The 26497-nt window shown below is 67.0% G+C and carries 20 protein-coding genes and 2 pseudogenes; 5 read left to right on the forward strand and 17 right to left on the reverse strand.

Annotated features, from left to right (window positions below):
• Positions 1-105: 105 nt before the first annotated feature.
• The 4 genes from narI to ABZ293_RS03430 all read right to left on the reverse strand — a co-directional run bounded on the left by narI (position 106) and on the right by ABZ293_RS03430 (position 7133).
• Positions 106-846, reverse strand: coding sequence for a respiratory nitrate reductase subunit gamma (gene narI / locus ABZ293_RS03415; protein ID WP_355177071.1), 741 nt, complete (start codon positions 844-846; stop codon positions 106-108).
• A complete protein-coding gene (gene narJ, locus ABZ293_RS03420) occupies positions 843-1523 on the reverse strand; it encodes a nitrate reductase molybdenum cofactor assembly chaperone (RefSeq protein ID WP_355177072.1) in 681 nt (226 codons plus the stop codon). Before narJ ends, narI begins: the two co-directional genes overlap by 4 nt.
• Positions 1524-1557: 34 nt before the next feature.
• A complete protein-coding gene (gene narH, locus ABZ293_RS03425) occupies positions 1558-3276 on the reverse strand; it encodes a nitrate reductase subunit beta (RefSeq protein ID WP_355177073.1) in 1719 nt (572 codons plus the stop codon).
• Positions 3277-3341: 65 nt separating this feature from the next.
• Positions 3342-7133 carry a nitrate reductase subunit alpha gene (locus ABZ293_RS03430; protein WP_355177074.1) on the reverse strand — a complete coding sequence of 1264 codons (3792 nt, stop codon included), beginning with the start codon at positions 7131-7133 and terminating at the stop codon, positions 3342-3344.
• Between the two features lie 435 nt (positions 7134-7568).
• On the opposite strand from ABZ293_RS03430, the gene ABZ293_RS03435 reads away from it, so the two are divergent.
• Positions 7569-8003 carry a YdeI/OmpD-associated family protein gene (locus tag ABZ293_RS03435; RefSeq protein WP_355177075.1) on the forward strand — a complete coding sequence of 145 codons (435 nt, stop codon included), beginning with the start codon at positions 7569-7571 and terminating at the stop codon, positions 8001-8003.
• 209 nt (positions 8004-8212) lie between these two features.
• Here the strand turns inward: ABZ293_RS03435 and ABZ293_RS03440 are convergent, their stop codons facing one another.
• The 3 genes from ABZ293_RS03440 to ABZ293_RS03450 form a co-directional block, all read right to left on the reverse strand.
• On the reverse strand, positions 8213-8503 hold the full coding sequence (locus ABZ293_RS03440; RefSeq protein ID WP_355177076.1) for a hypothetical protein: 291 nt from the start codon (positions 8501-8503) through the stop codon (positions 8213-8215).
• A gap of 554 nt (positions 8504-9057) precedes the next feature.
• Positions 9058-9303 carry a hypothetical protein gene (locus tag ABZ293_RS03445; protein WP_355177077.1) on the reverse strand — a complete coding sequence of 82 codons (246 nt, stop codon included), beginning with the start codon at positions 9301-9303 and terminating at the stop codon, positions 9058-9060.
• A gap of 50 nt (positions 9304-9353) precedes the next feature.
• Positions 9354-9665: a hypothetical protein gene (locus ABZ293_RS03450; protein ID WP_355177078.1), complete on the reverse strand. Its 312-nt coding sequence runs from the start codon at positions 9663-9665 to the stop codon at positions 9354-9356.
• 478 nt (positions 9666-10143) lie between these two features.
• Between ABZ293_RS03450 and ABZ293_RS03455 the strand changes: the two genes are divergently transcribed.
• Positions 10144-11277, forward strand: a complete 1134-nt coding sequence (locus ABZ293_RS03455; RefSeq protein ID WP_355177079.1) for a helix-turn-helix transcriptional regulator — start codon at positions 10144-10146, stop codon at positions 11275-11277.
• Positions 11278-11693: 416 nt separating this feature from the next.
• On the opposite strand, the gene mtnC is transcribed toward ABZ293_RS03455, so the two are convergent.
• The 4 genes from mtnC to ABZ293_RS03475 all read right to left on the reverse strand — a co-directional run bounded on the left by mtnC (position 11694) and on the right by ABZ293_RS03475 (position 15435).
• On the reverse strand, positions 11694-12377 hold the full coding sequence (gene mtnC / locus ABZ293_RS03460) for an acireductone synthase (protein WP_355177080.1): 684 nt from the start codon (positions 12375-12377) through the stop codon (positions 11694-11696).
• Entirely contained in the window at positions 12374-12949 is a 576-nt protein-coding gene (locus tag ABZ293_RS03465) for a cupin (RefSeq protein ID WP_354958471.1), read from the reverse strand. Before ABZ293_RS03465 ends, mtnC begins: the two co-directional genes overlap by 4 nt.
• 58 nt (positions 12950-13007) lie before the next feature.
• Positions 13008-14666 (reverse strand): S-methyl-5-thioribose-1-phosphate isomerase, encoded by a 1659-nt coding sequence (mtnA, locus tag ABZ293_RS03470; protein ID WP_355177081.1) that lies wholly within the window; start codon positions 14664-14666, stop codon positions 13008-13010.
• A 187-nt stretch (positions 14667-14853) separates the two neighbouring features.
• A complete protein-coding gene (locus ABZ293_RS03475) occupies positions 14854-15435 on the reverse strand; it encodes a TetR/AcrR family transcriptional regulator (protein ID WP_355177082.1) in 582 nt (193 codons plus the stop codon).
• Between the two features lie 229 nt (positions 15436-15664).
• Between ABZ293_RS03475 and ABZ293_RS03480 the strand changes: the two genes are divergently transcribed.
• On the forward strand, positions 15665-16165 hold the full coding sequence (locus ABZ293_RS03480; protein ID WP_355177083.1) for an HXXEE domain-containing protein: 501 nt from the start codon (positions 15665-15667) through the stop codon (positions 16163-16165).
• A 10-nt stretch (positions 16166-16175) separates the two neighbouring features.
• Here the strand turns inward: ABZ293_RS03480 and ABZ293_RS03485 are convergent.
• The 6 genes and pseudogenes from ABZ293_RS03485 to ABZ293_RS03510 form a co-directional block, all read right to left on the reverse strand.
• Positions 16176-16655: pseudogene (locus ABZ293_RS03485) on the reverse strand (sulfatase-like hydrolase/transferase); the annotation flags it as partial.
• Positions 16656-16974: 319 nt separating this feature from the next.
• On the reverse strand, positions 16975-17163 hold the full coding sequence (locus tag ABZ293_RS03490; RefSeq protein ID WP_355177084.1) for a hypothetical protein: 189 nt from the start codon (positions 17161-17163) through the stop codon (positions 16975-16977).
• A 92-nt stretch (positions 17164-17255) separates the two neighbouring features.
• Complete coding sequence (locus tag ABZ293_RS03495; protein WP_355177085.1) at positions 17256-19049, reverse strand: NTP transferase domain-containing protein; 1794 nt, start codon at positions 19047-19049, stop codon at positions 17256-17258.
• Between the two features lie 162 nt (positions 19050-19211).
• Positions 19212-19961: a VOC family protein gene (locus tag ABZ293_RS03500; RefSeq protein WP_355177086.1), complete on the reverse strand. Its 750-nt coding sequence runs from the start codon at positions 19959-19961 to the stop codon at positions 19212-19214.
• A gap of 39 nt (positions 19962-20000) precedes the next feature.
• The gene (locus ABZ293_RS03505) at positions 20001-20297 is read right to left on the reverse strand and encodes an MGMT family protein (protein WP_354958480.1); all 297 of its coding nucleotides are present in this window, start codon (positions 20295-20297) and stop codon (positions 20001-20003) included.
• A 5-nt stretch (positions 20298-20302) separates the two neighbouring features.
• Positions 20303-21088 (reverse strand): alpha/beta fold hydrolase, encoded by a 786-nt coding sequence (locus ABZ293_RS03510; protein ID WP_355177087.1) that lies wholly within the window; start codon positions 21086-21088, stop codon positions 20303-20305.
• 147 nt (positions 21089-21235) lie between these two features.
• On the opposite strand from ABZ293_RS03510, the gene ABZ293_RS03515 reads away from it, so the two are divergent.
• Both ABZ293_RS03515 and ABZ293_RS03520 read left to right on the forward strand, forming a co-directional pair.
• Positions 21236-25276, forward strand: coding sequence for a PD-(D/E)XK nuclease family protein (locus ABZ293_RS03515; protein WP_355177155.1), 4041 nt, complete (start codon positions 21236-21238; stop codon positions 25274-25276).
• Between the two features lie 94 nt (positions 25277-25370).
• Positions 25371-26497: pseudogene (locus ABZ293_RS03520) on the forward strand (ATP-dependent helicase); the annotation flags it as partial.

Here is a 26497-nt window from a genome sequence, read left to right on the forward strand (position 1 = left end):
CTCGGGATACGACGGGCGTGTTTGCTGGGAAATGACACGGCCCCGCCCTCCCAGTGTGGGAGGACGGGGCTGCGGGGCATCGGGTGAGAGGACCCGAACTCGGGGTCAGCGCCAGATTTCGGGCGTGACAGGGGCGTCCCAGGCGCGGGCGTAGCGGCGCTTGTCCGGGGCGTTGGATTCCTTGGCGCGGTAGACGATGTAGGGGCGGGTCAGGTAGCCGACGGGTGCGCTGAACATGTGGACCAGGCGGGTGTAGGGCCAGATCGCGATGAGGGTCAGCACGACGAGTCCGTGGACCTGGAAGGTCCACGGGGTGCCCACCATCAGCTCGGGCTGCGGGTGCAGGGTGAAAAGGCTGCGAAACCAAGGGGATACGGTTTCGCGGTAGTTATAGGTGCCCCACAGCAGGTTGCTGCCCCAGGTATTGAGCAGGCCGGTGCTCAGGGCGGCGGCCAGCAGTGCGTACATGAGCCGGTCGTTGCGGGTGGTGGCCCTGCGGACGGCGGGGACGGTGATGCGGCGGTAGAGCAGGATGCCGATGCCGAGGATGACCGCGAGTCCGGCGACCGAACCCGCCGCCACCGCGACCAGGTGGTAGGTGTGTTCGGAGATGCCGACCGCCGTGGTCCAGGATTCCGGGATCAGCACGCCGAGCACATGGCCGCCGATGACACCGAGCATGCCGAAGTGGAACAGGGGGCTGCCCAGGCGCAGCAGGCGGCTCTCGTAGATCTGCGATGACCTTGTGGTCCAGCCGAATTGGTCATTGCGGTAGCGCCACAGGTGGCCGAGTACGAACGAGGTGCAGGCCACGTACGGCAGGGTCATCCAGCAGGTGGTGGTCATCGGCGGGCTTCCGATCCGTCGAGGAGGGCGGGGTCCATGGCGAAGGGGTCGAGGCCGACCTCCTCCTCAGGAGGTCCCTGCGCGGCGAGTTCGGCGATCCGGCGGCGGTCCGCGGTGGTCAGCGGCGGCAGGGTGGCGACCACCGCGGCGACTACTCCCGCGTAGGGGGATCCGTTGTCCGCCAACGACAGTCGCAGCAGTTCGAGCACCGGGACGTGTTCGCCCAGCAGGCGTTCGCCGCCGATCGGGTCCACGGTGGCGGCGAATTCCAGCAGCACCGGCAGGTGGTCGGGCAACTCTTCGTCGCCGAGTTCGACTCCGGCATGCCGGTAGGCGTGCTTGAACCGCAGCAGTGCCATGCCGCGCTTGCGAGTGTCGCCGTAGGCGTAGAACGTCAGGTGCATGCTGGAACGCCGCCGCATATCGAAGGTTTCGACATACTGCTGGGCCAGTGTGATCGGCGGGGTGGCGCGCAGGTGATGGACGAATTCCAGCAGCTGCGCACCCACCTCGTCCGGCAATTGCATTGCGGCGTCATCGATCTGGTCGATGGTCGCCAGCATCTGCTCGCTCGGATAGTCGAGCAGCAGGGCGGCTATCCGCCACACCAGGCGGCAATCGCGCTCGGACAGCCGGGCGACGGGCTCCGGCCTGCGGCGTACCTTCAGCAGTGCCATGACACGCCTCCGACGGCGGCTCGACCGGTGGCGTTCATTGGGTTGCTCCGGTCGGCGTGGCGGAACCGCTCGTGGCCGCCGAACCGTTGGTCGAACCATTCATGCCGTTGGCTGCACCGTTTTTCGCCGAGCCGTTGGTCCCATGGCCATTGCCACTGGTCGCGGCGGGCACCAGTCCATCGGTGCTGCGCCCATCCCAGTTCAACAGGTTGATCCGCGTCGACTTCTGCTCCGGCGCAGCATCATTGGCATCGGTGAGATGAAACTTCTCCACCATCGTGTCGAAGGCCGTCATACCCGGCCCGCCATCGGTATCGAGGCTGCATCCGGTGGCGAGTGAATCCAGCTCGTGCGCCTGCGACGTCGCGCCCTGCGGAATCACATACCGGTGTTCGTATTTCGCGATGGCCAGCAGCCGGTACATCGCCTCGATCTCCTCGGGCGCCAAGCGCACCGACGGCGCGATCGAGGGATCGGGTTCCATACCGAGATTCACCGACCGCATGAACGACCGCATTGCCGCCAGCCGCTGCAACGCCGCTCGCACCGGTCCGATCTCCCCGGCGGTGAACAGTTCGGCCAGGTACTCGACCGGAATCCGCAGTGCGTCGATGGCGCCGAACAGATTCGACGCGTCCTCGGCATCGTGGCCGGTCTCCCCGAGCACATCCACCACCGGCGACAGCGGCGGCACGTACCAGACCATCGGCATGGTGCGGTATTCCGGATGCAGCGGCAGCGCGATCTGGTAGTCGACGATCAGCCGGTAGACCGGCGAGTTCTGCGCGGCCTCGAGCCATTCGGGCGAGATACCGGCGCGTTCGGCCTCCGCGATCACCCGGGGATCATGTGGGTTGAGGAACACCCCGAGCTGTGCTGGATACAGATCCTCGGTATCGGTGACCGAGGCCGCCGCCTGCACCGCATCCGCGTCGTAGAGCATGACGCCGATGTAGCGCAGCCGCCCGACGCAGGTTTCCGAACAGACCGTCGGGATGCCGACCTCCACGCGCGGGTAGCAGAATGTGCACTTCTCCGCCTTGCCCGTCTTGTGGTTGAAGTAGATCTTCTTGTACGGGCAGCCGCTGACGCACTGCCGCCAGCCGCGGCATTTGTCCTGGTCGACGAGAACGATTCCGTCCTCGGACCGCTTGTAGATCGCACCCGACGGGCAGGAGGCCACACACGACGGATTGAGGCAGTGCTCGCAGATGCGCGGCAGGTAGAACATGAAGGTCTGCTCGAACTCCAGCTTCACCTGATCGGAGAGCCTGGCCAGCAGCGGATCCTTGCCGACCTGCTCCGGTCCGGAGCCCAGGTCGTCATCCCAGTTGGCGCCCCAGGTGATCTTCGTGTCCTGGCCGGTGATCAGCGATTTCGGCCGCGCGACCGGGCTGGTGTCCAGCGCGGGCGCCGAGAGCAGATTGTCGTAGTCGTAGCTCCACGGCTCGTAATAATCCGAGACCGTCGGCAGATCGGGATTGGCAAAGATATTGAGCAGCCGCTTCAGCCGCGAACCGGATTTCAGGGTGAGCTTGCCGCGCTTGGTGAGCGTCCAGCCGCCGTTCCATTTGTCCTGATCCTGGTACTGGCGCGGATAGCCCTGTCCCGGACGGGTTTCCACATTGTTGAACCACATGTACTCGGTGCCGCCGCGGTTGGTCCACGCCTGCTTGCAGGTGACACTGCAGGTGTGACAGCCGATGCACTTGTCCAGGTTCATCACCATGGCCAGCTGTGCCATGACACGCATGTCAGTACTCCACTTCCTGCGAGCGGCCATCGGGCCGAGCGTGGTGACCTCGTCGGAATTGCATGTCAGTACTCCACTTCCTGCGAGCGGCGACGAATCGTGGTGACCTCGTCGCGCTGATTTCCGGTGGGCCCGTGGTAGTTCAGTGCGAAGGACTGCTGCGCATAACCGCCGATGAGATGCGATGGCTTGATCATGATGCGGGTGAGCGCGTTGTGGATACCGCCGCGCTTACCCTTACCCGGCTGCTGATCCGGTGCGGCCCAGTCGAATCCGTTGCCGTTCGAATTCGGCAGTCCCTCGATGCGCGGCACGTCCACTGCCCGGTCCTGGGCGTGGTACATGAATACCGTGCCCTCGGGCATCCGATGGCTGACGATCGCCCGCGCGACGACCACACCGTTGCGGTTGACAGCCTCGATCCAATCGTTATCCGCCACACCGATCTTCGCCGCGTCCCGATCCGACATCCAGATCGACTGCCCGCCGCGCGAGAGCGTCAGCATGTGCAGGTTGTCCTGGTACGCCGAGTGGATCGACCACTTCGAATGCGGTGTGAGGTACCGAACGGTGACGCCGTTGTCACCGACGGACCCCACCCCCGGCTCACTGAACAGCGCGGTCATATCGAGCGGCGGCCGAAAGATCGGCAGCTGCTCTCCGAGTTCGGCCATCCAGTCGTGGTCGAGGTAGAAGTGCTGGCGCCCGGTCAGGGTGTGCCAGGGCTTGAGTCGTTCGGTATTGATGGTGAACGGCGAGTACCGCCGTCCGCCGGTCTCGCTACCCGACCACTCCGGCGAGGTGATCACCGGAACGGGCCGGGATTGGGTGTCGGCGAAGGTGATTCGCTTGCCCTCATGTTCGGCGGCGAGATCGGCGAGCTGGGTTCCGGTGCGCCGCTCCAGCGCGTGGAACCCTTCGACCGCGAGCCTGCCATTGGTGGTGCCCGAGAGCGCCAGGATCGCCTCGGCCGCGTGGGTGTCCTTGGCCAGCGACGGACGCCCCTGGGCCACACCGGAAACCACGGTGCCGTTCACACCGGCGAGGTAGGCCACCTCTTCGTCTGGATGGGTGGTGACGCCCTTGGTGGTGACGCCGAGCGTATCGATCAGCGGCCCGAGCGCGGCCATCTTCTCCGCGAGCTTGGGGTAGTCCCGCTCGACCACCACCAACTTCGGCATCGTCTTGCCCGGAATCGGTTCGCACTCACCGGTTTTCCAGTCGAGTACGCGTCCACCCGCCTGTGCCAGGGCATCCGGCGAATCGTGCTGCAGCGGAACCGCGACAATGTCCTTGCGCTTGCCGAGGTGCTTCTCGGCCATCCAGGAGAATCCGCGCGCGATGCGGTGGAACGCCTCGAAATCCGTCTTGGCCTCCCATGGCGGGGAGATGGCGGGGGAGAAGGCGTGCACGAACGGGTGCATATCGGTGGAGGACAGGTCGTGCTTCTCGTACCAGGTGGCGGCGGGCAGCACGATATCGGAGAACAGTGTGGTGCTGGTCATCCGGAAGTCCAGTGACAGCAGCAGATCCAGCTTTCCGGTCGGCGCCTCCGCGCGCCAGACCAGCTCCTGCGGGCGCACCCCCTCGGCATCGGTGGTCTGCAGATTGGAATCCGCGCCGAGCAGATGCTTGTGGAAGTATTCGTTGCCCTTCCCGGAGGAACCGAGCAGATTCGCCCGCCATACGGTCAGGCAGCGCGGAAAGTTCTCCGGCGCATCCGGATCCTCACACGCGAAGCGCAGGTCGCCGGATACGAGCCCGTCCACCACATGCTCGGGCGCGGTCTTGCCCGCCGCCTCGGCCTCGTCCACCAGATCCAGCGGATTGCGATCGAATGTCGGATAACTCGGCATCCAGCCGAGGCGACTGGCCAGCGCGATATTGTCGGCGGCGGTGCGCCCAGCGAATTTGCCACGGCCCAGCGGGGAGGCGAACGACTGTGCGGTGAACGGATCGTAGCGCCACTGGTCATTGCTGAGGTACCAGAAAACCGTGCCCTGCATCTGGCGCGGCGGCCGCTGCCAGTCCAGCCCGAAGGCCAGTGTCGCCCAACCGGTTACCGGGCGGCATTTCTCCTGGCCGACGTAATGTGCCCAGCCGCCGCCATTGACGCCCTGGCAGCCGGTGAGCAGGGTCAGGGTGAAGAAGGCGCGGTAGATCTGGTCGGAGTGGAACCAGTGGTTGGTGCCGGCACCCATCAGGATCATCGACCGGCCGCCGGATCTATCGGCGTTATCGGCGAATTCGCGGGCGATGCGCTGCGCCTGTGCGGCGGGTACGCCGGTAATGGCCTCCTGCCAGGCCGGGGTGTAGGGCTCGGACGCGTCGTCGTAGCCCGTCGGCCAGGTGCCCGGCAGTCCGTCGCGCCCCACACCGTACTGCGCGAGCAGCAGGTCGAACACCGTGGTGACCCGCTTGCCCGCGACGGTGATCGTCGGCACGCCGCGCACCAGTACGCCCGCGGTATCGGTGTCGAATCGCGGCAGCTGTACCGTGATCGGGCGCTGGTCGGCTCGGTCGTGCAGGGTGAGCAGCGGATCGACGCCCGCCAGATCCAGATTCCACTTGCCGGCATCGCCCGCAGTGAAGCGGTGGCCGAGTGAACCATTGGGCACCACCGGATTACCGGCGGCGTCGAGCAGCACCATCTTGTGCGCGGCGGTCTCATCGGTGTGGCCGAGGTCGGCCGCGGTGAGGAATTTGCCGGGCAGCGCGCCGTCGTGGTGGTAGCCGCCATCGGCGTCCCAGCCCTCGGGATCGTCGAGGCAGACCAGGAAGGGTAGATCGGTGTAGCGCTTGACGTAGTCCAGGAACCGGGGCGTTGCGCGGTCGACGAAGAATTCCTTCAGGACCACATGCCCCATCGACATGGCAAGGGCCGCATCGGTTCCCGGCCGCGCGGGCACCCATTCATCGGCGAATTTGGTGTTGTCCGCGTAGTCGGGCGAGACCACGACGACCTTCTGACCGCGGTAGCGGGCCTCGGTCATATAGTGCGCATCCGGAGTCCGGGTCACCGGGACATTCGATCCCCACATGATCAGGTAGCCCGCGTCGAACCAGTCGGCCGATTCCGGCACATCGGTCTGATCGCCGAAGACCTGCGGGGAGGCCACCGGCAGGTCGGCGTACCAGTCGTAAAACGAGAGCATCGAGCCGCCGAGCATCGAAATGAACCGGGCGCCAACGGCATGGCTGACCATCGACATGGCCGGAATGGGAGAGAACCCGGCAACACGATCGGGTCCGTACTTCTTGATCGTGTGCACATGCGCGGCGGCGGCGATCTCGGCGGCCTCCCACCACTCCGCGCGGACGAATCCGCCCTTGCCGCGAGCGGACTTGTAGCGCTGGGCCTTTTCCGGATCCTCGACGATCGCTGCCCAGGCCAGCACTGGATCCCTGAGCCGTTCCTTGGCTGCCCGGTACAGCTCGAGCAGGACACCGCGCACATACGGATAGCGCACGCGCGCGGGCGAATAGGTGTACCAGGAGAACGACGCGCCACGCGGGCAGCCGCGCGGTTCGTACTCGGGCTTGTCCGCACCGACCGACGGATAGTCCGTCTGCTGCGACTCCCAGGTGATCACGCCGTCCTTGACGTAGATCTTCCAGGAGCAGGATCCGGTGCAGTTCACCCCGTGCGTGGAGCGCACCACCTTGTCGTGTGACCAGCGGTCGCGGTAGAACTCGTCGGCGCTGCGCCCGCCGACCTGATGCAGGCTGCGCCGATCGGCCGACACCTCGCCCCGGTGGAAGTATTTGCCGAGACGCAGCAGTGCGTCACTCGCGTCGCTGGATTGCCGATCGGCCGAATCGGAGGACGCGGAAGCCGGAATGCGCGAATTAACCACGACGTCCCCTTCGAGCTGTGAACTCGGGCTGATGCACCGACTGTAAGGACGTCACGACGCACGTCCAAACGAATCTCTCACAGCGCGCGCTGGGCGGTGGTGAGTTGTGAGGTCGGCGCAACGTGATGGTCACCGCGCGATTGCCCCCGAACACCGATGGCATCGAGGTGACCTGGGCAGATCCGCCCTGACCGGCCGAAACGCGGCTTGCGGCAGGTGTTTCGGGGACTTGCCGGTGATGCTTTGGAAACCGCGGGTTCTCAGGTGGTTTACATTTGTTAACACACTTTGAGACACCTGCTGCGGCCCATTTCGCATCCGCGCGGAGCGGTCGAACGGCCCCGCGCGCACCATTTTCACGACCCGATTCGCTATTCGCCACAAATTTGCCGATAGTTTCGGTGATTACCGCATGCGCGGATTATTCTTCGGCGCATGCAGCGTTTCGAAGCGACCATCGAGTCCGCCGCCAGAGGCGGTGCCTACGTCGCGGTGCCCGCCGAGGTCATCGCGGCGCTCGGCGGCCGCGGCCGGATACCGGTCCGCGCCAGTTTCGACGGCATCGCCTACACCGGATCCATCATGTCCATGGGTGCGACGCCGTGCCTCGGCATGCTCAAAGCGATCCGCACCGAACTGGGTAAGCAGCCCGGCGATACGGTCGAGGTCACCGTGGAGCGCGACGACGCCGAGCGCACGGTCGACGTCCCTGCCGACCTGGCCGCCGCACTGGCGCTCGCCGGGGTGCGCGCGGCATTCGACGCACTGTCGTTCACGGCGCGTCGCGAACTCGTCACCGGTGTCGTCGCGGCGAAGCGGCCGGACACTCGGTCCCGGCGGATCCGGAAGGCGGTGGCGGCGGCCAGCTAGCCGCCGTCAAAGTTCCAGCGCGGCAGGCGAATACCTGCCGGTCCGTGGGGGCAGGCTAGGTCATCCTGGGTAGGAGTTTCCAAAGCTAGAGGAACCGATTTACGGATTATCCATCCGGTGAAATGGGGGGCGTGTCTCCAGGGCTTTCCGGATTCAACAGACAACCCCCGACCGATGGGACGGGGGTTGTGCGTATCTGGGGCCGTTTGTCAGCTTCGAGGAAATCCGAGGTCGGATTCTCCGAGGAACGTGTACTCTCCCTCGCTGGCTTCGAGCAGACGACCAGCGAAGGTCATTGCCTCGATGATGGCCTGAACCGCATCGACACCGAAGATGGCCCGTGTCAACGGCTCTGCCTCCATGCCTTCGATCCGAACTGGGCATGAGTAAGAACCGCCTTCGGACGGTTTCGGCTTCCCGAACGTGACGACCACTGGATCGTCGCCCTTGCGGAGTTCGCGGGTCGCGATAGGTTCCCCAAGCTCCCAGGTCATCGCCATGGGCCGCATCCTATCCGGCCGTGCCGAGAACGGCAGGCGTGTTCGGTCCGTAGTCCTCGGGCCGCATCGGATCTGACACACATCCGCAGGGCGGCGGGATCTTCCCGGAGAGACAGTCCGCATACCACTGGTTGGCAGCTTGCATGCAGACGGCTGACCGGCGCTTATTGCATTCCGGCACTAGGTAGTTGTAGTAGTGAGCGTCGCAGGCGTCTTTGTCTACGCCGTTGACCTGCACGATGCCCTTCATGCAGTGCGGCACCGCGAGCGGTGCAGCAGGCGAGTTCGGAGTGGCGAGCAGACCGGCCGATATACCGATACCGAGAATGACTAAGGACCGGATCACTAGGTTTCGCATGATTCCCTCGAGGAATCTAGATTGCTGATCGGACGCACGATGTCCGTGGTTCGGACTCCCTCCGGGGTAGCGTCTGTCCTTCGGAGGGAGTCGGTTTGCGAGTAGCCCGCGCGGTAGCAGGCCAGAAGCACCAAATGCGTTGTACCGGTACCAATTTGATGAGGTGACGCTCGTGGTCTCGCGGCTGTGCGGACGGTCATAAGGGGGTTGGCTCCGGCGGTCCGTCCGAATCGATCGATCTGGCTTCGATATCGCGAACGCTGACGGGCTGGATCGTGATTGCGTCGGCTTTGTCTAGTTCGGCATCGGTGTCGGAAATCGAGCCGTCCTCAACTCGGCTCAGCGAACCGTCCGCGCCCTGGTAGAGCGGTGCACTATCGGTCGGAGCAAGGTCGAGCTTGCTTCTGGTGTCTTCGTGGAGGGCAGCGAGAAGCGCACGCACGGACAGTGCGATCTCCTGCGAACTGGACGGAACGGTATCGGACGACATCACTACGTCCCCAACGGATTTGAGAGATCGGTAGCACTGAGCAGCGCGGCCCAGTAGTCATCGCGCAGGACGTTCCACAGGTCTTCGTGCTGCGGAAGCATCTCCCGAGCGTCGGCCAGATCGGGATCTGCCTCGAACAGGATCGTTCCGGGTTGTGCTCCGTAGAGCGGTGTCTTCGAGGGCATCCGGTAGGCGGTGAAATGCTCCGCAGGGAACTGCACACGCAGGACACGCGGCATACGCCCTACCAGCCGCCACACCGCGACCTTGCGACCGTCATCGGTTTGCGTCGTCCGCAACTCATCTCGGCGCATCACGCCTCCCCATTGTTGCGCCCGATGCCGGGGGACTCGACACCCCGGCATCGGGACGATTCTTCGGGATCGGTCTGGTAGGCCCACCAATTGACCGCAACGACAAAGAGTGCGATTACTTCGGCGGATGGCGGTTGCCAGCCTTTGGCCTCGGGCCGTGGTGGCCCGACGAACGGATTTCGGTGCGGCAGATCTCTCGCAGTCATGGTCTGGTCCCCCTTGGTCGCTGCGGTTTGGTTACGGCACCCGATGACGGGGACCACGACGGGCCAGCCGGTTCAACCCGGCACCAGGTACCGACTACAACCATGTCGCGGCGCACCGTGTGTGGTGCAGTGGCAACGACCGTGGCATCGCCTGGTCATGGTCCTGGTCCTGGTCCAGCAGAGGCAGCCGTGTAGTGGCATCGAGGGTGGCATTCGTTCCACGGGAGGGCTCGCGCCTTTCCCCTGAGCGCGGAGACGGGAATGATCGAGGTATGAGCAGCGGGACCGGCGACCTGATCCGCCAACTGCGCTTGGCTAAGGGCTGGTCTCAGGGGAGGCTGGCCGATGAACTGTGCAAGGCATCCGGTGCCAACATCAGCCGTGAGTACATTTCTCGGCGTTGGGAGTCCAACGTTACGGAGCCCTCCGCGTTTTGGTTGCGTCATCTTGCGGCGGTACTGGATTGCCCCCCTGAGTTATTGGAGGCGAACGTGAACCGTCGCGAATTCCTTAGTCACCTAGCCGCGACGTCGATAGCGCCCGTGGTGGCGTCCGACCTCTTGGCACAAGGATTTTCGGCTCGGTTGAATCCGGCGCGGCCGAGCATCGAGGCGTGGGAAGACCGGCTTGTCACGTACGGCCATGACTACATGAGCGCGGGAGCTGCTGAGATCCAACGTCGCCTGGCAGCTGACATGATCGTCCTCCAACAGCAGTTGGACTCACCGTGGATGTGGTCTGTCGCCGCGCGCCTGATGACGTTGTACGCCAAGACGTTTCCAGGTAGCGATGGCCGCAAGGCGATCAACTGGTACTCGATGGCCGCTGAAGCGGCTGACCGATCAGACGACAGGGATATCCGGGTGTGGGTACGAGGGCGCGCGGCAATCGCGCTGGGCTACGAAGGTGCTGCACTGCCGGTCGCTCACCGGTTCGCCGATCAAGCATTAGCGATCACTGACCGACCGAGCTTGGGACGGCTCAACGCCTTGTGGGGCAAAGCGCACGCCGCCGCGATCCAGGGTGACAAAGAAACGGCACGCGGACTGATCGACACGGGCCGACGGGAATTCGACCGGTCCGGGTCGGAAGATCAGGCCAGCGACTACGCGGTCCCCTGGTGGCGCGTGAATGTCTTCCTGTCGTTGCTGGCCGCCCGTATGGGAGACGAACGAACAGCCGTGGCAGCCCAAGAGGCAGCCAGGGCCGATCTTCCAGATTCGTTGCCACGGTTCCGCACACACCTGGACATGCATCAAGGGTTGATGCTGGTCCGCGACGGCGACCGAACCGAGGGTGTGAAGCTGGCAAGAGCGGCGCTGGACGCGCTACCACTGGAAAAGCACTCGCTGACACTTCGAATGCTCATGGACGAGATTACCGGGCCGTCTGCATCGCGTGCCTGAGAATACCGGGCGTCGAGTTGCGTTCCGCACTGGAGGCGCTGCTGTTGCACGACGCCGTCGGGTTGGATGCGAAAATGGGTCACGCCCATCGCCTCCGTCGTCCATTTGGCCGTCGACACCCCGCATGGCGCACCCGAGAATGCTGAGGAATTCCTCGACGCCGCCTCGCTGCTCGCCGCTTGGGCGGGCCGGGACAGAGAAATGTCGCCTATCGCACCCTTGTCGCGGGTGATGTGCCAGCGCTGTCTTGGTGCGAACTCATGTTCACCACCGCGCTCGCCCTCCTGGCCATCAATCCGGCGGCCGTGCACGCCCGGCGCATCTTCGCAACCGAGCACGGCATAGGCACGGTCCGCCCGTCGATCGGTATCTCCGGCGCCTGCCCCGGCGATGTTCCATTGCGGCAGGCGAATACCTCAGGGCAGGGTCAGTTCGGCGAACGAGGCGATCCAATGATGCGGGGGCCGTGCGGGATTCGGCTCGCCGGGACGATGGACGCCGGTCACCGACCAGCCCGCGGCGACCGCCGCGTCGAGTTCGTCCGGATGGTCGGACAGGAACAGGATGCGGTCGGCGGATGTGCCGATGGCGCTCGCGATCTTCGCATACGACGCGGCTTCGCGTTTCGGCCCCGCGCTGGACAGGTCGAAATAGCCGCTGATGAGCGATGCCAGTTCGCCGCCGCGGGCGAAGGTGAACCAATCCTGTTGGTTGCGTACCGATCCCGAGGAATAGACGTAGAGCGCCAAGCCAGCGGTGTGCCAGGCGGCGAGGGCGGGCGCGACATCCGGGAAGAATTCGCCGTGCAGCGCGCCATTGCGGAAGCCCTCGGCGCAGATGATGCCCTGCGCGGCCTTGAGCGGTTCGGCCTTCACATCCGAGCCGAGCCAGTCGCGCAGAATCGCGGCCACCTCGTCGGTATCGGCATCGGGGCGTTCGGCGAGTTCGCGGGTGGCCGCGATAATGGGAGCGGCCGCGCCCGTGCGGTTTTCGGCCAGCCACCCGGGCAGCCGCGCACGGGTGTAGCCGTACAGGTCCTCGCGCACCGAGCTGGTCGGGCTGGTGGTGCCCTCGATATCGACGACGACGGCGGCGATCACGAGGCGGTCAGCAGTTGGTCGAGGGTCGGGAAACCCGCGCTGATGGGGTCACCGGTGAAATCGCCGACCCAGCCGTCGGCCTCCTCGAAGAATCGGATGGCGATGAAGTCGGGGCGGGTGCCCATATCGAACCAGTGCAGCGTGCCCGCCGGCACCGAGAGCAGGTCGCCGCCTTCGCAGACCGCCGCCACGACCTCGTCGCCGAGATGCAGGTAGAAGCAGCCGCGTCCGGCCGCGAAGAAGCGCACCTCGTCCTCGGCATGCCGATGCTCATTGAGGAACTTCTCCCGAGCGCCCTTGGCGATCTGCGGCCACTCCGGATTCGCGTCGTCGGGGTGGATTCGGGCGATATCAATATGCTGGTAGCGGCCGGAGGCATTGAGTTCGGCCACCCGGTCGTCATATTCGGCCAGCAGCTGCTCCGATGCCGTTTCGGTGGCGTTGTCCAGCACCGGCCAGCGGTCGAAAGTGATTCCCCGGGCAGCCAATTCGGCGGCGATCACCGCATCGTCGGTGGTGCGCAGCAGGATCTTGTCGGCATTGTCGGCGGCCATAACCTGCAGCAGCGTCATGATGTCAGTCCAATCTCGAGGATCTCGTTCGGATTGCGTGCTGGTCGTTTCGAGCGACCTACAGGCTGTCGTTAGCGGTGAAGGCCTGTCGACGGCCGGTGCGGGCCACCAGCTCGCACAGGGCTTCGAGGCATTCGGCACGGTCGCGTGCCTGGGAGAGATTGTCCCCCCAGGTGGTGATCCCATGCCCCGCGATGGCCAATACCGGTGCCGCGGTGGGGTTTTCGCGCAGGTATCGCTCGATATCGGTGCCGATGCGCGCGACGTCGGGCCAGTTCGGGAAGACGGGCAGGTCCAGGACGGTCGGATAGGTGCCGTCCGGCTGCTCGGCCACCAGGCCCTTGATGAGTTCGTAGTCGGCGATGCGCATGGTGGTCACCGCATCGGGAGAGCCCGAGCGGGTCGCGGCGGTCGTCGCGTACGGCGGATGGATGTGCACGACGGCCGTGGCGTCGGTGGTTCGGTACACCGCCGTGTGAATTGTGGTTTCCGCCGAGGGTTTGCGCTGCTGGTCCGGCACCGGCGCGGAGTCCGCGATGCGGACGGTCACCATGTCACCCGCGGTCAGTTCGCCCTTCGACAGACCACTGCCGGTGATGACCGCGGTATTGCCGGTGCGCACTGAGATATTGCCCGCCGTGCCCGGCATCCAGCCGCGGCCGTACAGCTCGCGTGCGATATCGGCAATGGCCGCACCCGGATCGTCTTCGGCCGGTTCGGCATTCGCGCCGTGCACGATACCGAGTTCGGTGACGACCGCGGTCACCAACTCCGCTGGCGTCACATCGAAGGCCGGATTGAAAGCCTCGGTATCGGTGGGAGCCGTTGCGACGCCCCCGAATCCGGTCACCTCCGCCGCGGCCCGCTGCTCGACGACGATCTCGGCGCCGGTCGCGGTCTTCGGATCGCGCGTGGACTCCGGCGCCACCACAATGAACGGAATGCCGTGGTGGCGGGCTGCGATCGCGAGCCCATAGGTGCCGATCTTGTTCGCGACATCGCCATTGGCGGTCACCCGGTCCGCGCCGACCAGCACACAGTCGACCTGACCGGTCGCCATCGCCCACGCGGCGGCCGAATCGATGGTGAGCCGATACGGTATGCCCGCTTCGGCCAGCTCCCAGGCCGTCAGCCGCGCGCCCTGCAAGAGCGGGCGGGTCTCGTCGACCAGGACGTTCTCGATCGCCCCGCGTTCGGACAGCACCCGCATCGCCCCGATCGCGGTGCCGAAGGCGCTGGTCGCCAGTCGCCCGGTATTGCAGTGGGTGAGCACCCGCAGCGGCCGGTCCGGGCACAGCCGTTGCACGAGATCGGCGGCATGGGTGGCGGCGGCCCGATTGACCCGACCGTCCTCGGCCAGCATGTCCAGGGTTTCGGCGAGTACCGCGTCCGCGCCGAGTGGCACCTTGGGCACCACCCGCCGCACCGCCCAGGCGAGATTGACCGCGGTGGGCCTGGCATCGGCGATCCGCGCGGCATCGGCCTCGGCCCGCGCCACCTCGACGACGCCGTCGGTCGTATGCGCGGCGGTGGCGATGACCACACCGAACGCACCGGCGATGCCGATGGCGGGCGCGCCGCGGATGGCCAGTGTCTTGATCGCGTCGATGACCTCGTCGACGGTGGTCAACCGCAGCTCGCGCACCTCGTGCGGCAGTTCGCGCTGGTCGATGGTGACCAGCGCACCGTCGTCCCAGATCAGGGAACTGTCGTCCATCAGGCGCATCCTTCGGTATCGCGGAGTGGGGATGTTGCCCCTGGTCAACGGTATCGGACCGCCGGTGGCGGCGGAAATCCGGCCGACGGGGCTACCGGCGTCATTCCGCAGCGAACTCCGCCTTGCGCTCGACCTTCTCGCACATCGAACAGCTGCCATTTCGGCGCGTCGACAGCGGTGCCGGAACTTATGCGTCGGCGACGGCTCCATGCAGCACCATGTCGACGATGTGGTCGAGGTGTTCCGGTGTAACGGCCTCGCCCCGCAGCAGTACGCGGAACCAGATCGAGCCGGCCAGCATGTCCATGATCGTCTTGGGGTCCGCGGTGGGCGGCAGCTCGCCTCGCTCGATGGCGCGCTGGAAGATGGGTTGTTCACGGGCGAGTCGGTCGGCGAAGAACGCCCGCGCGACCTGGCCGAGTTCTGGCCGCCGCGGCGCGGCAGCGAAGACGGGCGCGATGATCGGGGCAGTGCGGTCGGCGGTGAGCAGTTCGGCAATGCTGCGTGCCAGCCCGAGGAGGTCGCCACGCAGGCTGCCGGTGTCCGGCACCGCGAAGGTGAGCGGTTGGGAGGCGACGAGGGTGGCGGCCAGTAGCGCGTCTTTGGAAGGCCACCAGCGGTAGATGGTCGTCTTGTTGACGCCCGACTCGGCCGCGACCGACTCGATGGTCAGGCTGTCGTACCCCTTCTCGGTCAACAGTTTCAGTGTCGCCGCGAAGATCTCCTCTGCCTTGCGCGGCCCGATGGTGGGCCTCTTGTCGATATCCACCCCGTCACTCTACAACGCAACGTTGCGTTGCAATGCGTGCCGAGCTATATTTGCGACGCAACGTTGCGTTGCATTCATGTGATCGGAAGGGCAGCTCTGATGAGCCGCGCAATTCACCCATCACTGATGGCCGCAACGATGCCGGAGTACGACGCAATCTCAGACGGTTGGTCGGTTATCGAGCGCCGACATCAACGACCGTGACGATCTATCGCTGGAGGTAGTTGCCATGCGCAAAGCTGTGACGTGGGGATTGTTCCTCGCTTGGCTGGCCAATGACACCGAGGAATGGTTCACGATGGCACCGTGGTCGCAGCAGAACGCGGCCAGAACGGGAAAGCGACAAATCGGCCCGGTGTGGCTGCGGGAGCCGGTCACTTCTGCCCAGTCGCACGTCGCGATCTCGCTGATGGGTGCGTTCGTGCTGGCCGCAGCGGCGCGAGGCGCCGCGACCGGCGGCCGTTCCCGCTTCTTCCAATCCACCCTCGTCGGCTTCGGCGTGCACGGATTCGGCCATCTCGCCCTCAGCGCCGCGCACCGCGGTTACACCCCGGGCGTGGCAACCGCGCCGACCGTGGTCATCCCGTACTCCCTGTGGGCCTGGCGGGAACTGGGCAGACAGGGAGTCCGCAGGAACGATGCGCGCACCTGGCTCGGCGCTGCCGTCCTGCTTCCCGCATCACTGGCAGCGGTCCACTCGGCCGCACGTGCACTCACCCCACCGTCGTAATCGGACGCATCCCGTAGTAGCGGTCGAAGCCGCGCTGGGTGGGCCACGAATCCCGGTGTGCCGCCGGATTCACAGCGGCATCTCGGACCAGATGCTATTTGCTGACCGCATAAGTGGCATAACCGTTGTCGCGCAGGACTTCTGGCAGCGCCAGCACATCGTCGGCGAGTTCGAGTCACAGACGGGATATCCGGGATAGGCATTGGCGACAAAGCCGAAATCTGCACGGTGGGTGGGGATTCCGGTGAAAGCGACGCGCGCGATGGTGAGCGCAGCGGGATGGTGTGGTAGTTGGTGAGCCGAAGGCCGGTGGCGGCCAGGCGATCCAGCGTCGGCGCCTCGATCTCGGAGCCGAGCGGCCGATATCGCTGTAGCTCATGTCATCGATTGGCACCACAACGACATTCGGTGCGCCCTGCCGTGCGGTCGGCGGATAGGTTCGCGCAGGGGTGGAATCGGCGGTCGTGCGAGCACCGGAGAAACCTTCATAACGATGCCCTCCTCGCTCCCGGTCCGGCCCGCCACGCCTCGGGTCCTGCTGCCCGGAGCTACTGCGCCTCGGCGCGCAATTCCCACACGGCGGCCCGCAATGCATTTCGTATTTTCGGCGGCGAAAAGCGGCTCTGGCGCGTGGCCGTGCTTAATTCGAACCGCGCGCAGTGCATTCGCGAGAATACGTGGGACGTTTATGAGGTGATCCGCCGAAATACCATGCCGTAATTAGCGTCCGGAGCGGAAGAACCGGAGCGGAGCCGGGGTGCGCGCAAACGGGCCGCCGGTCCAAGCAGGATCCGGCGGCCCGTTTCAGATCAGTGCTGTCCGGGTCGGCGCTGCTCAGAGCCGCGCCGTTCCGAACCCTGGTCCTGACGCTGCTGGTCCATCCGGTCGCGATCGCTCATCGAGCCGGATCGGTTCATGCCCTCCTGGCGCTGCTGTTGCTGCTGCCGCTCCATCTGCTTGGGCATTTTCTTAGGCGTCTTCTTCGACTTTTCAGCCATCTCCACTCGGTCCTTTCCGAAGTGATTTGGATTCGCCTAACAACGACACAATAGCGAGCGGACATCGGCAGTGGAAGAAGAATGTCGATTCTTTACATCCGCAGTGGGAGGAATTCGACCAGATCGTCGTCGGTGGCCTGGGCCGCGACAATGACCAGTCCGTCACGGTCGACCAGCCCGCCCAGATGGGTGGTGCGGACCTGGGGATCGCCGAGCCAGCCGCCGTAGGGGGCAATGCGGGCCGGGACGATGCGGGTGACGGGTCCGGAGATCGCGCTCGCGTTGTGCAGCGGCCCGACCAGCGGGCGCAGCGGATGGCCGCCGGTCCGGCCTTCGACGAGGGCAGGGGACAGGGCCATGAGCGTGGCCAGGGCCGCGAAGGGGTTGCCGGGCAGACCGAGAACGGTTGTGCCGGTGGCCAGTTCGGCGACGACGGTGGATCCGCCGGGACGGATGGCCAAGCGGTGCACCAGGATTCGAGCCTGGGCGCGCGCGATGGCGCCGCGCAACTGATCCGCCGCCCCACCGCCGGTGGCGCCGACGATCACCAGCAGATCGCAATCGTCGGCGGCGCCGAGCACCTCGTCGAAGCCGCGCGGAGTATCGCGCAGGTGCACCCGATCGATGGTGTGAATTCCATACCAGGACAGCACCTTCGGCAGAATGAGCCCGATCGAGTCGCGGGTCTGGCCGGTCTGCAGCGGGCCGGTGCTGCGGATCTCGTCGCCGGTCATGATGATTCTGGCCCGGACCGGACCGCGCACGGCCGCCTCGGTCACCTCGACACTGGCCGCGGCGGAGATCAGGGCCGCGGTGACGGCGGTGCCCTCGGGAGCGACCAGATCGCCGCGATCGCGGTCCTCGCCACGGCGGCGGATATCCTCGCGCAGCGGGGAATCCGGTAGTCGGTGCAGTATTTCGTCCTCGTCGATGCGCGCGAATTCGTCGCGGAGCACCCGGGTGGTGCCATCGGGCACATGGGCGCCGGTGGCGATCCGCACCGCCTCGCCGGAGAGCAACCCGACCGGCCGCCGCCCGCCCGCGAAGCCGATATCGCGGCGCAAACGCCACGGACCGTCACCGGAGACCGCGTATCCGTCCATTGCCGAGACGTCGAAGCGCGGCAGCGGCCCGACCGCGGTCAGCGCCGCGGCCAGGGTGGCACCGGGTACCGAGCCCAGCTCGGCCCGATATTCGGTGAGTCGAGAGACGGTGGTGCGCAGGATATTCCGTGCTTCATCGAGGGGCAGCGCGGTACCGGCGGCGGTCGACGGTGTGGGACGAGCACTCGGCACGGCGGTTTCGGTGGCAGCGGTATCCAAGGCCAGCCGGGCCCGGCGCACCTGCTCTTCGGTATCGCAATCGGCGATACCCGCCATGGTGACGGTGACCGTATCGGCCGGAATCAACGCCTTCATCGGCTGATTGATCAGCGAGTCCAGCCGCGCCAGCGCGCTCGCCAGTGCCGTGCGACGCCATACACCGATCAGATACTGCGGCCGCCCGGATTCATCGGCCGCGAAGACCGCGTCCGCACCGGATTCGGTGCCGTGCCGAATCAGTTCCGGCACCGTCGTTTTCGACAGGAATGGCAGATCCGCCGCGAGCACCACCACCAGCGGGGCGGCGGTGGGACCGAGCGCGCGCAGCCCGACCCCCACCGCGGCGACCGGACCCGAGCCCGGCGGTACCTCCCGCACCTGGATGATTTCCGGGTCCAATTCGGGCCGGTGCGGTCCGACGACAACGGTTTGCCTGCAGGACGTCACCGCCGCCAGCGCCGCATCGAGCATGGTCCGACCGCCGATGACAATGGCGGGTTTGTCGACGCCCCCCATCCTGCTGGCGCGCCCGCCCGCCAGCACGATCGCATCCGCGGCGATCACCGGTGGGCGCCCGGCGCGATGGCCCGTGGCATCGCGTCGCGATTCGATGCGGGGTGGCGGTCGGGCAACGGGTGGGCAAGCATGGCCGAAATGCTAATTCGTCGGCGGCACGGATCCGGGGAGGGCCGGGTGCCGCGGGCGACCGGCGGGCCGTCGCACCCGCTACACCGCCGAATGGTCGTGGGCCAGCCGGAGCAGCCGGAATTCGTTGGTCTCCGGATCGGCCAGCGCCAGCCCGGGTGCGCTGCCGATGACGTCCGGGCCGACCTCGGTGGCGCCCGCCGCGCGGAGCCGGGCCAGTTCGGCGGCCGGATCATCGGCGGGGAAGAACGCCAGGTCGAGATGGACTCGATTGCGGCCGCGCTCGATATCGGGCGTACGAATGAATTCCAGCCAGCAGCCGAGCCCGGTCGCCGAACGCAGCCCCGCCACCTGTGCCCCGCCGTGCGCGACCGGCCAGCCGGAGGCGGTGGACCAGAACTCGGCCAGCCGCGCCGGGTCGTTGGTGTCGACCACGATGGCGGCCACCGCGCCGGTGTCCACGTACTCCTCCCGAGGCTCCAGCACGCAGAATTCGTTGCCCTCCGGATCGGCGAGCACCACCCACGGCACCGTGCCCTGGCCGATATCGATGTGTCGGGCTCCCAGCGCGAGCGCGCGGTCGACCTGCACCCGCTGATGCTCGAGTGAGCGACTGGCCAGATCCAGGTGGATGCGGTTCTTACTGCCCTTCGCGCGCGTCGCCGGCCGGAAGGTCAGGGCCAGGTCGAGGCCGTCGGGATCGGGCGCCGCCACGTCGACCGCGTCGCGGCGGTCGATCGTCACCGTCCAGCCCAGTAACTCGGCCCAGAAGTCCGCGACGGACCGGGGCCGGTCGGCATCGAATGCGACACACGCCAGGCGGGTGGACATGACTCAACGGTAACCGCCGCCCGACGGCGACGGAGCCGTTTACGGGAGCGGGAAGCGCGCGGTGCGCAGGTCCACTCGACCGTCGCGGATCGGGACGCCCTCGGCGGCCAGCAAGCGCAGCTGGCGATCGGCCAGGTGGGCGGCGGGACGGCCGCCCGCGCCGATCACCCGATGCCATGGCAGATCCGCGGAGTCGGTGCGCATGATCCAGCCGACCGTACGCGGGGTGGACAACCCGGCGGCCGCAGCGATATCGCCATAGGTGACCACCCGGCCGGGCGGCACCGTCGCGACGAGCGCCCGCACCCGCTCGACCTCGGCATCGGTGGTGGCCATCGGACTCACAGTACCGATCGGATCAGCGCCGCGGTCTCGGCCGGTCGGGCCTGGGCGACCATATGATCGCAGTCCCATTCGAGCATGGTCAGATTCGCGCCGAGATGCTCGGTGAGCGCGGCCCGGAACTCCGGTGTCACGAAGGGCGGCACCACCTTCATGGCCTGCACCAGGACCGTCGGCAGGTCAGCGGGTGGCAGCACATAGTGCCGGGCCAGCTGGCCCCAATAGGAATTGATGGCGGGCAGGCTGATCCGCCAGCCGACGCGGCCGTCGGCGGTCGGCATCAGATGTTCGGCGAGTTCGGCATCGAGCAGGCGCGGCTCCACCTCACCCCAGCCGGTGGAGATCTTGTCCTGACGAGCGTGCTCGACGGTGTCGTAGTCCGGTGAGGCCAGACTGGACAGCGCGATATCCATCAGGCGCTCCGGCTCGAGCGCGATGGCCGAATCGAGCAGGATCAGTTTGCGCACCAGGTGCGGATGGTTACGAACCAGGTGCAGTGCGCAGGCTCCGCCGAACGAATGCGCGACCACCACCACCGGCTCGTCGGCCTCCGCGGTCAGCAGTTCGACCAGATCCTCGACGATGGCCTCGAAGTTCCATGGCGGCAGCGCCGGCGAGCGGCCGTGTCCGCGCAGGTCGGGGGCGATGATCCGGATATCGGGCAGATGTCGGGTCGCCAGATCTTCCCAGCGTTTTCCGTGACCGGTCACACCATGCAGGGCCAGGACTTTCGGTCCGTCGGCAGGTCCGTACCGATACACATGAAGAGGCGACACAAGTCTCATATTGACGTATGTCGAAACCCATCGCAGACCGAGGCGTGTGTTCGACCTCACCGACGCGTGAATCGGGCGTGTGGCGTGTCGGGGGTGTCTGTTGCAATAGCCCGCGTGGTGCGATCGGATAGCGCGGTGCGACTTGTTCGCCGAAATATGGCGGCACCCCCGACTCTGGTCTGGGGTGCCGATGTCCGCGCGCTGTTCGACGCCGCCGCCACCGTTGGCCCGATTCGACCGGGCTGGCGGCCCTGGCAGGTGCTCGGCGGCCCCGGCACCGGTAAGACGGCGCTGCTGATCGATCTGGCCGCCGAGCGCATCGCCGCGGGCGCCGATCCGGAATCGGTGCTGGTGCTGACCCATTCGAAGCAGGCGGCGAGTACGGTGCGCGACGCGATCACCGCGCGGCTGAGCGGCCCGGACACCGCGGAGGGCGGTGTGCCCGGCGCCACCAGGGAGCCGCTGGTGCGGACGCTGCACTCTTACGCGTTCTCGGTCTTGCGCAGACATGCCAGCGCGCACGGCAATCCGCCGCCGCGTTTGCTGACCGGTGCCGAGCAGGATGCCGTCGTGCGTGAAATGCTGCGCGGCGATCTGACCGATATCGCGGCCGGGGCCGCTGGCCTCTGGCCGGAAAGGTTGCAGCCAGCGCTCGGCCTCGGTGGCTTCGCCGAACAGTTGCGCGATCTCATGCTGCGGGCCACCGAACGCGGACTCGGACCCGAGGATCTGGTGCGGCTGGGCCGCGAGCACGGTCGGCCGGAGTGGGTGGCGGCGGGCAAATTCGCGGTCCGGTACGAACAGTCGATGCTGCTGCGCTGGTCGGTCGGGGTCGAGGCGCCCGAGGCGACCGCACCGGCATTGGATGCGGCCGAACTCGTCGGCGCCGCCTTGGACGCGCTGGCCGGTGACGCGGATCTGCTTGCGGCCGAACGGAATCGGATTCGATACCTGCTGGTCGACGATGCACAGCATCTGGATCCGCAGGCCGCGCTGCTGGTGCAGGTAATGGGTACCGCCGCGCACACCGCGGTCGTCGCGGGCGATCCGGATCAGGGGGTATTCGCCTTCCGCGGTGCCGACGCGCGCTTCGTCGCCGATCTGGCGGCGCCGGACGGACAGCGAATCATCCTGCGGGACAACCACCGATCGGGCGGCCAGGTACAACTGGCCGTCGCGCGGATCGCCGCGAAATTGCCCGGTAGTGCGCCACAACGCTTTTCGGCACCCGGTCATACGGTCGAACCAACGGATGACGGCACCGAGGTGCGGGTGCGGGTGCTGGCCACCCCGGCCAAGGAGGCCGCCCTGATCGCCGATCATTTGCGGCGCGCGCACCTCACCGACGGTGTTGCGTGGTCGCGGATGGCGGTGATCGTCCGCTCGGTGCCGCTGTCGCTGGCACCGCTGCGCCGTGCCCTGCTCGCGGCCGGAGTGCCGGTGCAGCAGCCCGCGCTCGACGCGCCATTGGCCCGGCGGCGCGGTGCGGCCTGGATGCTGCTCGCGCTGCGGGCGGTGCTGGCCGAGGAGGCACAGCGGCGTGGACGGCGGCGCTCGGCCGAGGCGATGTTCTCGGCGGAGGACGCGTTGGATCTATTGGCCGGACCATTGGGCGGAGCCGATCAGATCACCCTGCGTCGATTGCGTCGCGGTATTCGGCGCAGTGTGCTGGAGGCCGCACGCACTGAAATCAAGACCACGCTTGGGCGCGCGAGTGCCGTGCCCGACGGTGAACCCGATTGGACCGCTGCGGATTTCCCGTCGGACGTTGGTGGGGAGCTGCCGCCCGATGAGGCGGATTTCCCGCCCGATGGGGCGGAGTTGCTGCCCGGTGCGGCGGATCTGCTGCCGGACGAGGCGGGTGTCGGCGATAACGATGTCCGACGCGATATCGCGACGGCCGAGCGGAGCATCGGCGAAACCGAGCGGATCGCCGACGATGCGGATTGGTACGGCATCGAGCCGGAATGGAATCTGCGCGAGTCCGAATGGCAGGGCGAACGTCCCGAATCGGACGCCGATGTGTACGAATCGGACAGCGCGACAACAGAAGACGCTGGCGCCGCCAAGAGAGATGCCGAAGCGGCCCGGCACGGCGCGGACCGCGTGGACGGGCCCAGCGGTGTTGCGACCGCCCATCCAAATGCGGCCGAATCGCGTACGGACGATGCCGATGGGGTCGTGTGGCGAGCCGATCAGAGTGGCGCGCAGCCGCAGCATGCCGGGTCGGGCGAGGCCGAATCGAGTTTCGGCGACGCCGATGGGGTCGTGTGGCGGGCCGATCAGAGTGGCGCGGAGCCGCAACGTAACGGCGGGCGAACCGGATCAGCCGAGGCCGCGTCCGACCCGGCCGATTCCTGGCGCGCCTACGTCGACAAATCCTCCGCGGAGGTGCTGCGTGACCTGCTGGTCGGGCGCGTGGACCGCGCAATCACACAGCGGCTCACCGATGTCGAGGCCGCACCGCTGAAGCGGGTCTTCGACGCCCTCGACCGGGCCGCCAAGACCCGGCGCCGCGGTGCCGGTCTGGAGGATGTGCTCTGGGCGCTGTGGACCGGATCGCGGCTGGAGCGGCGCTGGGTCGCGCAGTCCGAGCGCGGCGGCGCAGCGGGCATGCAGGCCGACCGCGACCTCGATGCCGCGGTCGGATTATTCGACGCCGCGGCCGCCTATGTGGACCGGCTGCCGCGCGCGAGTATCGAGGGCTTCGTCGAATACCTTGTACAACAAGAGATTCCGCACGACACCAGAGCACTGACCGCGCCAGGGGATGCGGTCTCGCTGCTCAGTGCGCACGCATCGGCGGGCCGGGAGTGGGACGTGGTCGCGGTGGCTGCGGTACAGGAAGGCATTTGGCCGAATCCGCGCCCGCGCGGCACCCTGCTGCAGACCGAGGATCTGGTCGACGTCACCGCGGGCATTATCGATGCGGGTGATGTGGTCAGCCGCGCGGCCCCGATCATGGCCGAGGAGCGCAGACTGTTGCTGGTCGCGTGCAGCCGGGCCCGGCGCTCACTGCTGGTCACCGCGGTGGAATCGGTATCGGGCGAACGCGATCTGGTGCCGTCCCGATTCCTCGCCGAACTCCTCGGCCATGACGATGACAGCGAACCCGGCGCATTACCGATCGCCGATCCGGGGCGGGCCCTGGTCATGCATGCGCTGGTGGCCGAATTGCGCGGTGTGGTCTGCGATTCCGAGGCCGATCCGGCGCGCAGACGCCGCGCCGCGCACCAATTGGCCCGGCTGGCACATGCGGGCGTACCCGGTACGCATCCGGACGAGTGGTACGGCACCGCCGATCTCAGCTCATCGCGTTCGCTCTGGGACGAGGACGAGACCGCGGTCGCCTTGTCCCCGTCCACCGTCGAGCTACTGCGCACCTGCCCGCTGCGCTGGGCGCTGGAACGTCACGGCGGCACCGATGGTGACAACCCGCACGCCGTCAAGGGCAATCTGGTGCACACCCTCGTACAGGCGCTGGCGGGCAAGGTGCCCGAATCGCAGGTCCGCGCGGCATTGGACCGGGCCTGGCAGGCCATCGATCCCGGCACCGGCTGGCATTCGCGCCAGGAACTGCGCCGCACCGAGGTCATGTTGGAGACATTCATGGCCTGGGTGCGCAATACCCGCGGTGAGCTGACCCAGGCCGGAGTCGAGGTTCCGGTCGACTGTGTGCTGCCCCCGCGCACCGAAGAGGAACGCGCCGTGCGGATCCGAGGCCGGGTCGACCGGCTCGAGCGCGACGCCTTCGGGCGGTTCGTCATCGTCGATGTCAAGACCGGCAAGTCGCCGGTCACCAAGCAGGCCGCCGCCGACCATGCCCAGCTCGCCACCTATCAGGTGGCCGCCGCCGCTGGCGCGCTCGACATCGCCGTGGAATCCGACAGGGCGGGCGATGAATCCGGCCCTGCGCGCGATGAATCCGACACTGTCGCAGGTGGATCCGCGGCCGAACCCGGTGGCGCGCGGCTGGTCTACGTTGCCAAACCGAGCAGCAAGGAGGGTGCCACTCAGCGCATGCAGCCCGCCCTCGATGCCGAGGCGCTCGAGAAATGGCGTGGCACAATTCACGATGCCGCGGCCGCCACCCAGGGCCCGAGCTATCTCGCCATGCGCAATGACGGCTGCAGGCACTGCTCGGTGGCGGGCAGCTGCCCCGTCCAGGACACCGGAAGGCAGGTGACCGACGAGTGAGCGAACGCAGTGAGCGAACCATGTGTCAGCGCGCGTCGCGCATGTCGGAGCCGAGCGTCAGCGAGGCGCAGGCATGAGCGGCACCGTCTCGCCGATCCGGCTCGCGGAGGCGCTCGGCCTCCCACCGCCCACCGACGAGCAGGCCGCCGTGATCTCGGCCGCACCGGGGCCGACCTTGGTGGTGGCCGGTGCGGGCGCGGGCAAAACCGAGACCATGGCCGCGCGCGTGGTGTGGATGGTCGCCAATCGCCTCGTGCTGCCCGATGAGGTACTCGGTCTGACCTTCACCCGAAAAGCCGCCCAGCAGTTGACCTCCCGCATCCGCACCCGGCTGGCCCGGCTGGCCGGTTCCCCGCTGCTGCGCGAACTCGACACCGGCGGCGAGCTGCGCGCCCAGCTCTCTGGGGCCGAACCCGAGATCAGCACCTATCACTCGTACGCGGGGCGGCTGCTCACCCAGCACGGTCTGCTGCTGCCGGTGGAACCCTCGGCGACCTTGCTGACCGAAACCCAGCTCTGGCAACTCGCGCACCAGGTGGTCCGCAACTGGGACGGTGACCTCGATACCGAACGCACGCCGGTCTCGGTCACCGAGGCGGTACTGGCCCTATCCGGTCAACTCGCCGAACATCTGGTGGAGCCCGAACAACTCGCCGAGGCCCACACCGAACTAGAAAAGCTGGTGCACACCCTGCCCGCGGGTCCGCGTCAACGCGGCGGACCCAGCCAGGCCCTGCAGAACATCGTGCAGGTGCAGCGCGAACGCGTTGCGCTGCTACCCCTGGTCAAGCAGTTGGCCGAGGCGTTGCGCCGCCGCGGCGCACTGGATTTCGGCGCCCAGATGTCGCTGGCCGCCCGCCTCGCCGCCGAACATCCCGAGGTCGCCGCCGCCGAACGTGCCCGCTTCCGCCTGGTCCTACTCGACGAATACCAGGACACCGGCCACGCCCAACGCATCCTGCTCGCAGCACTGTTCGGCGGATCGCCACCGCAACCGCACACCAAACGGTCGCGAAAGGCCACCGCCCCATCGCAGTCCACCGCCGACACCGGGGCTGATCGGCTCTCGTCATCAGATGCGCCGATCGACCGGGACGTTCGCTCCGGCGGCCCTGGCTCCGACGGGGGTGAGTTCGATGCTGGTGGAGGTGGCTTCGGTTCTGCTCGGGGTGAGTTCGATGCTGGTGGAGGTGGCTTCGGTTCTGCTCGGGGTGAGTTCTA

Source organism: Nocardia sp. NPDC005998, assembly GCF_040614395.1.
GTDB lineage: Bacteria > Actinomycetota > Actinomycetes > Mycobacteriales > Mycobacteriaceae > Nocardia.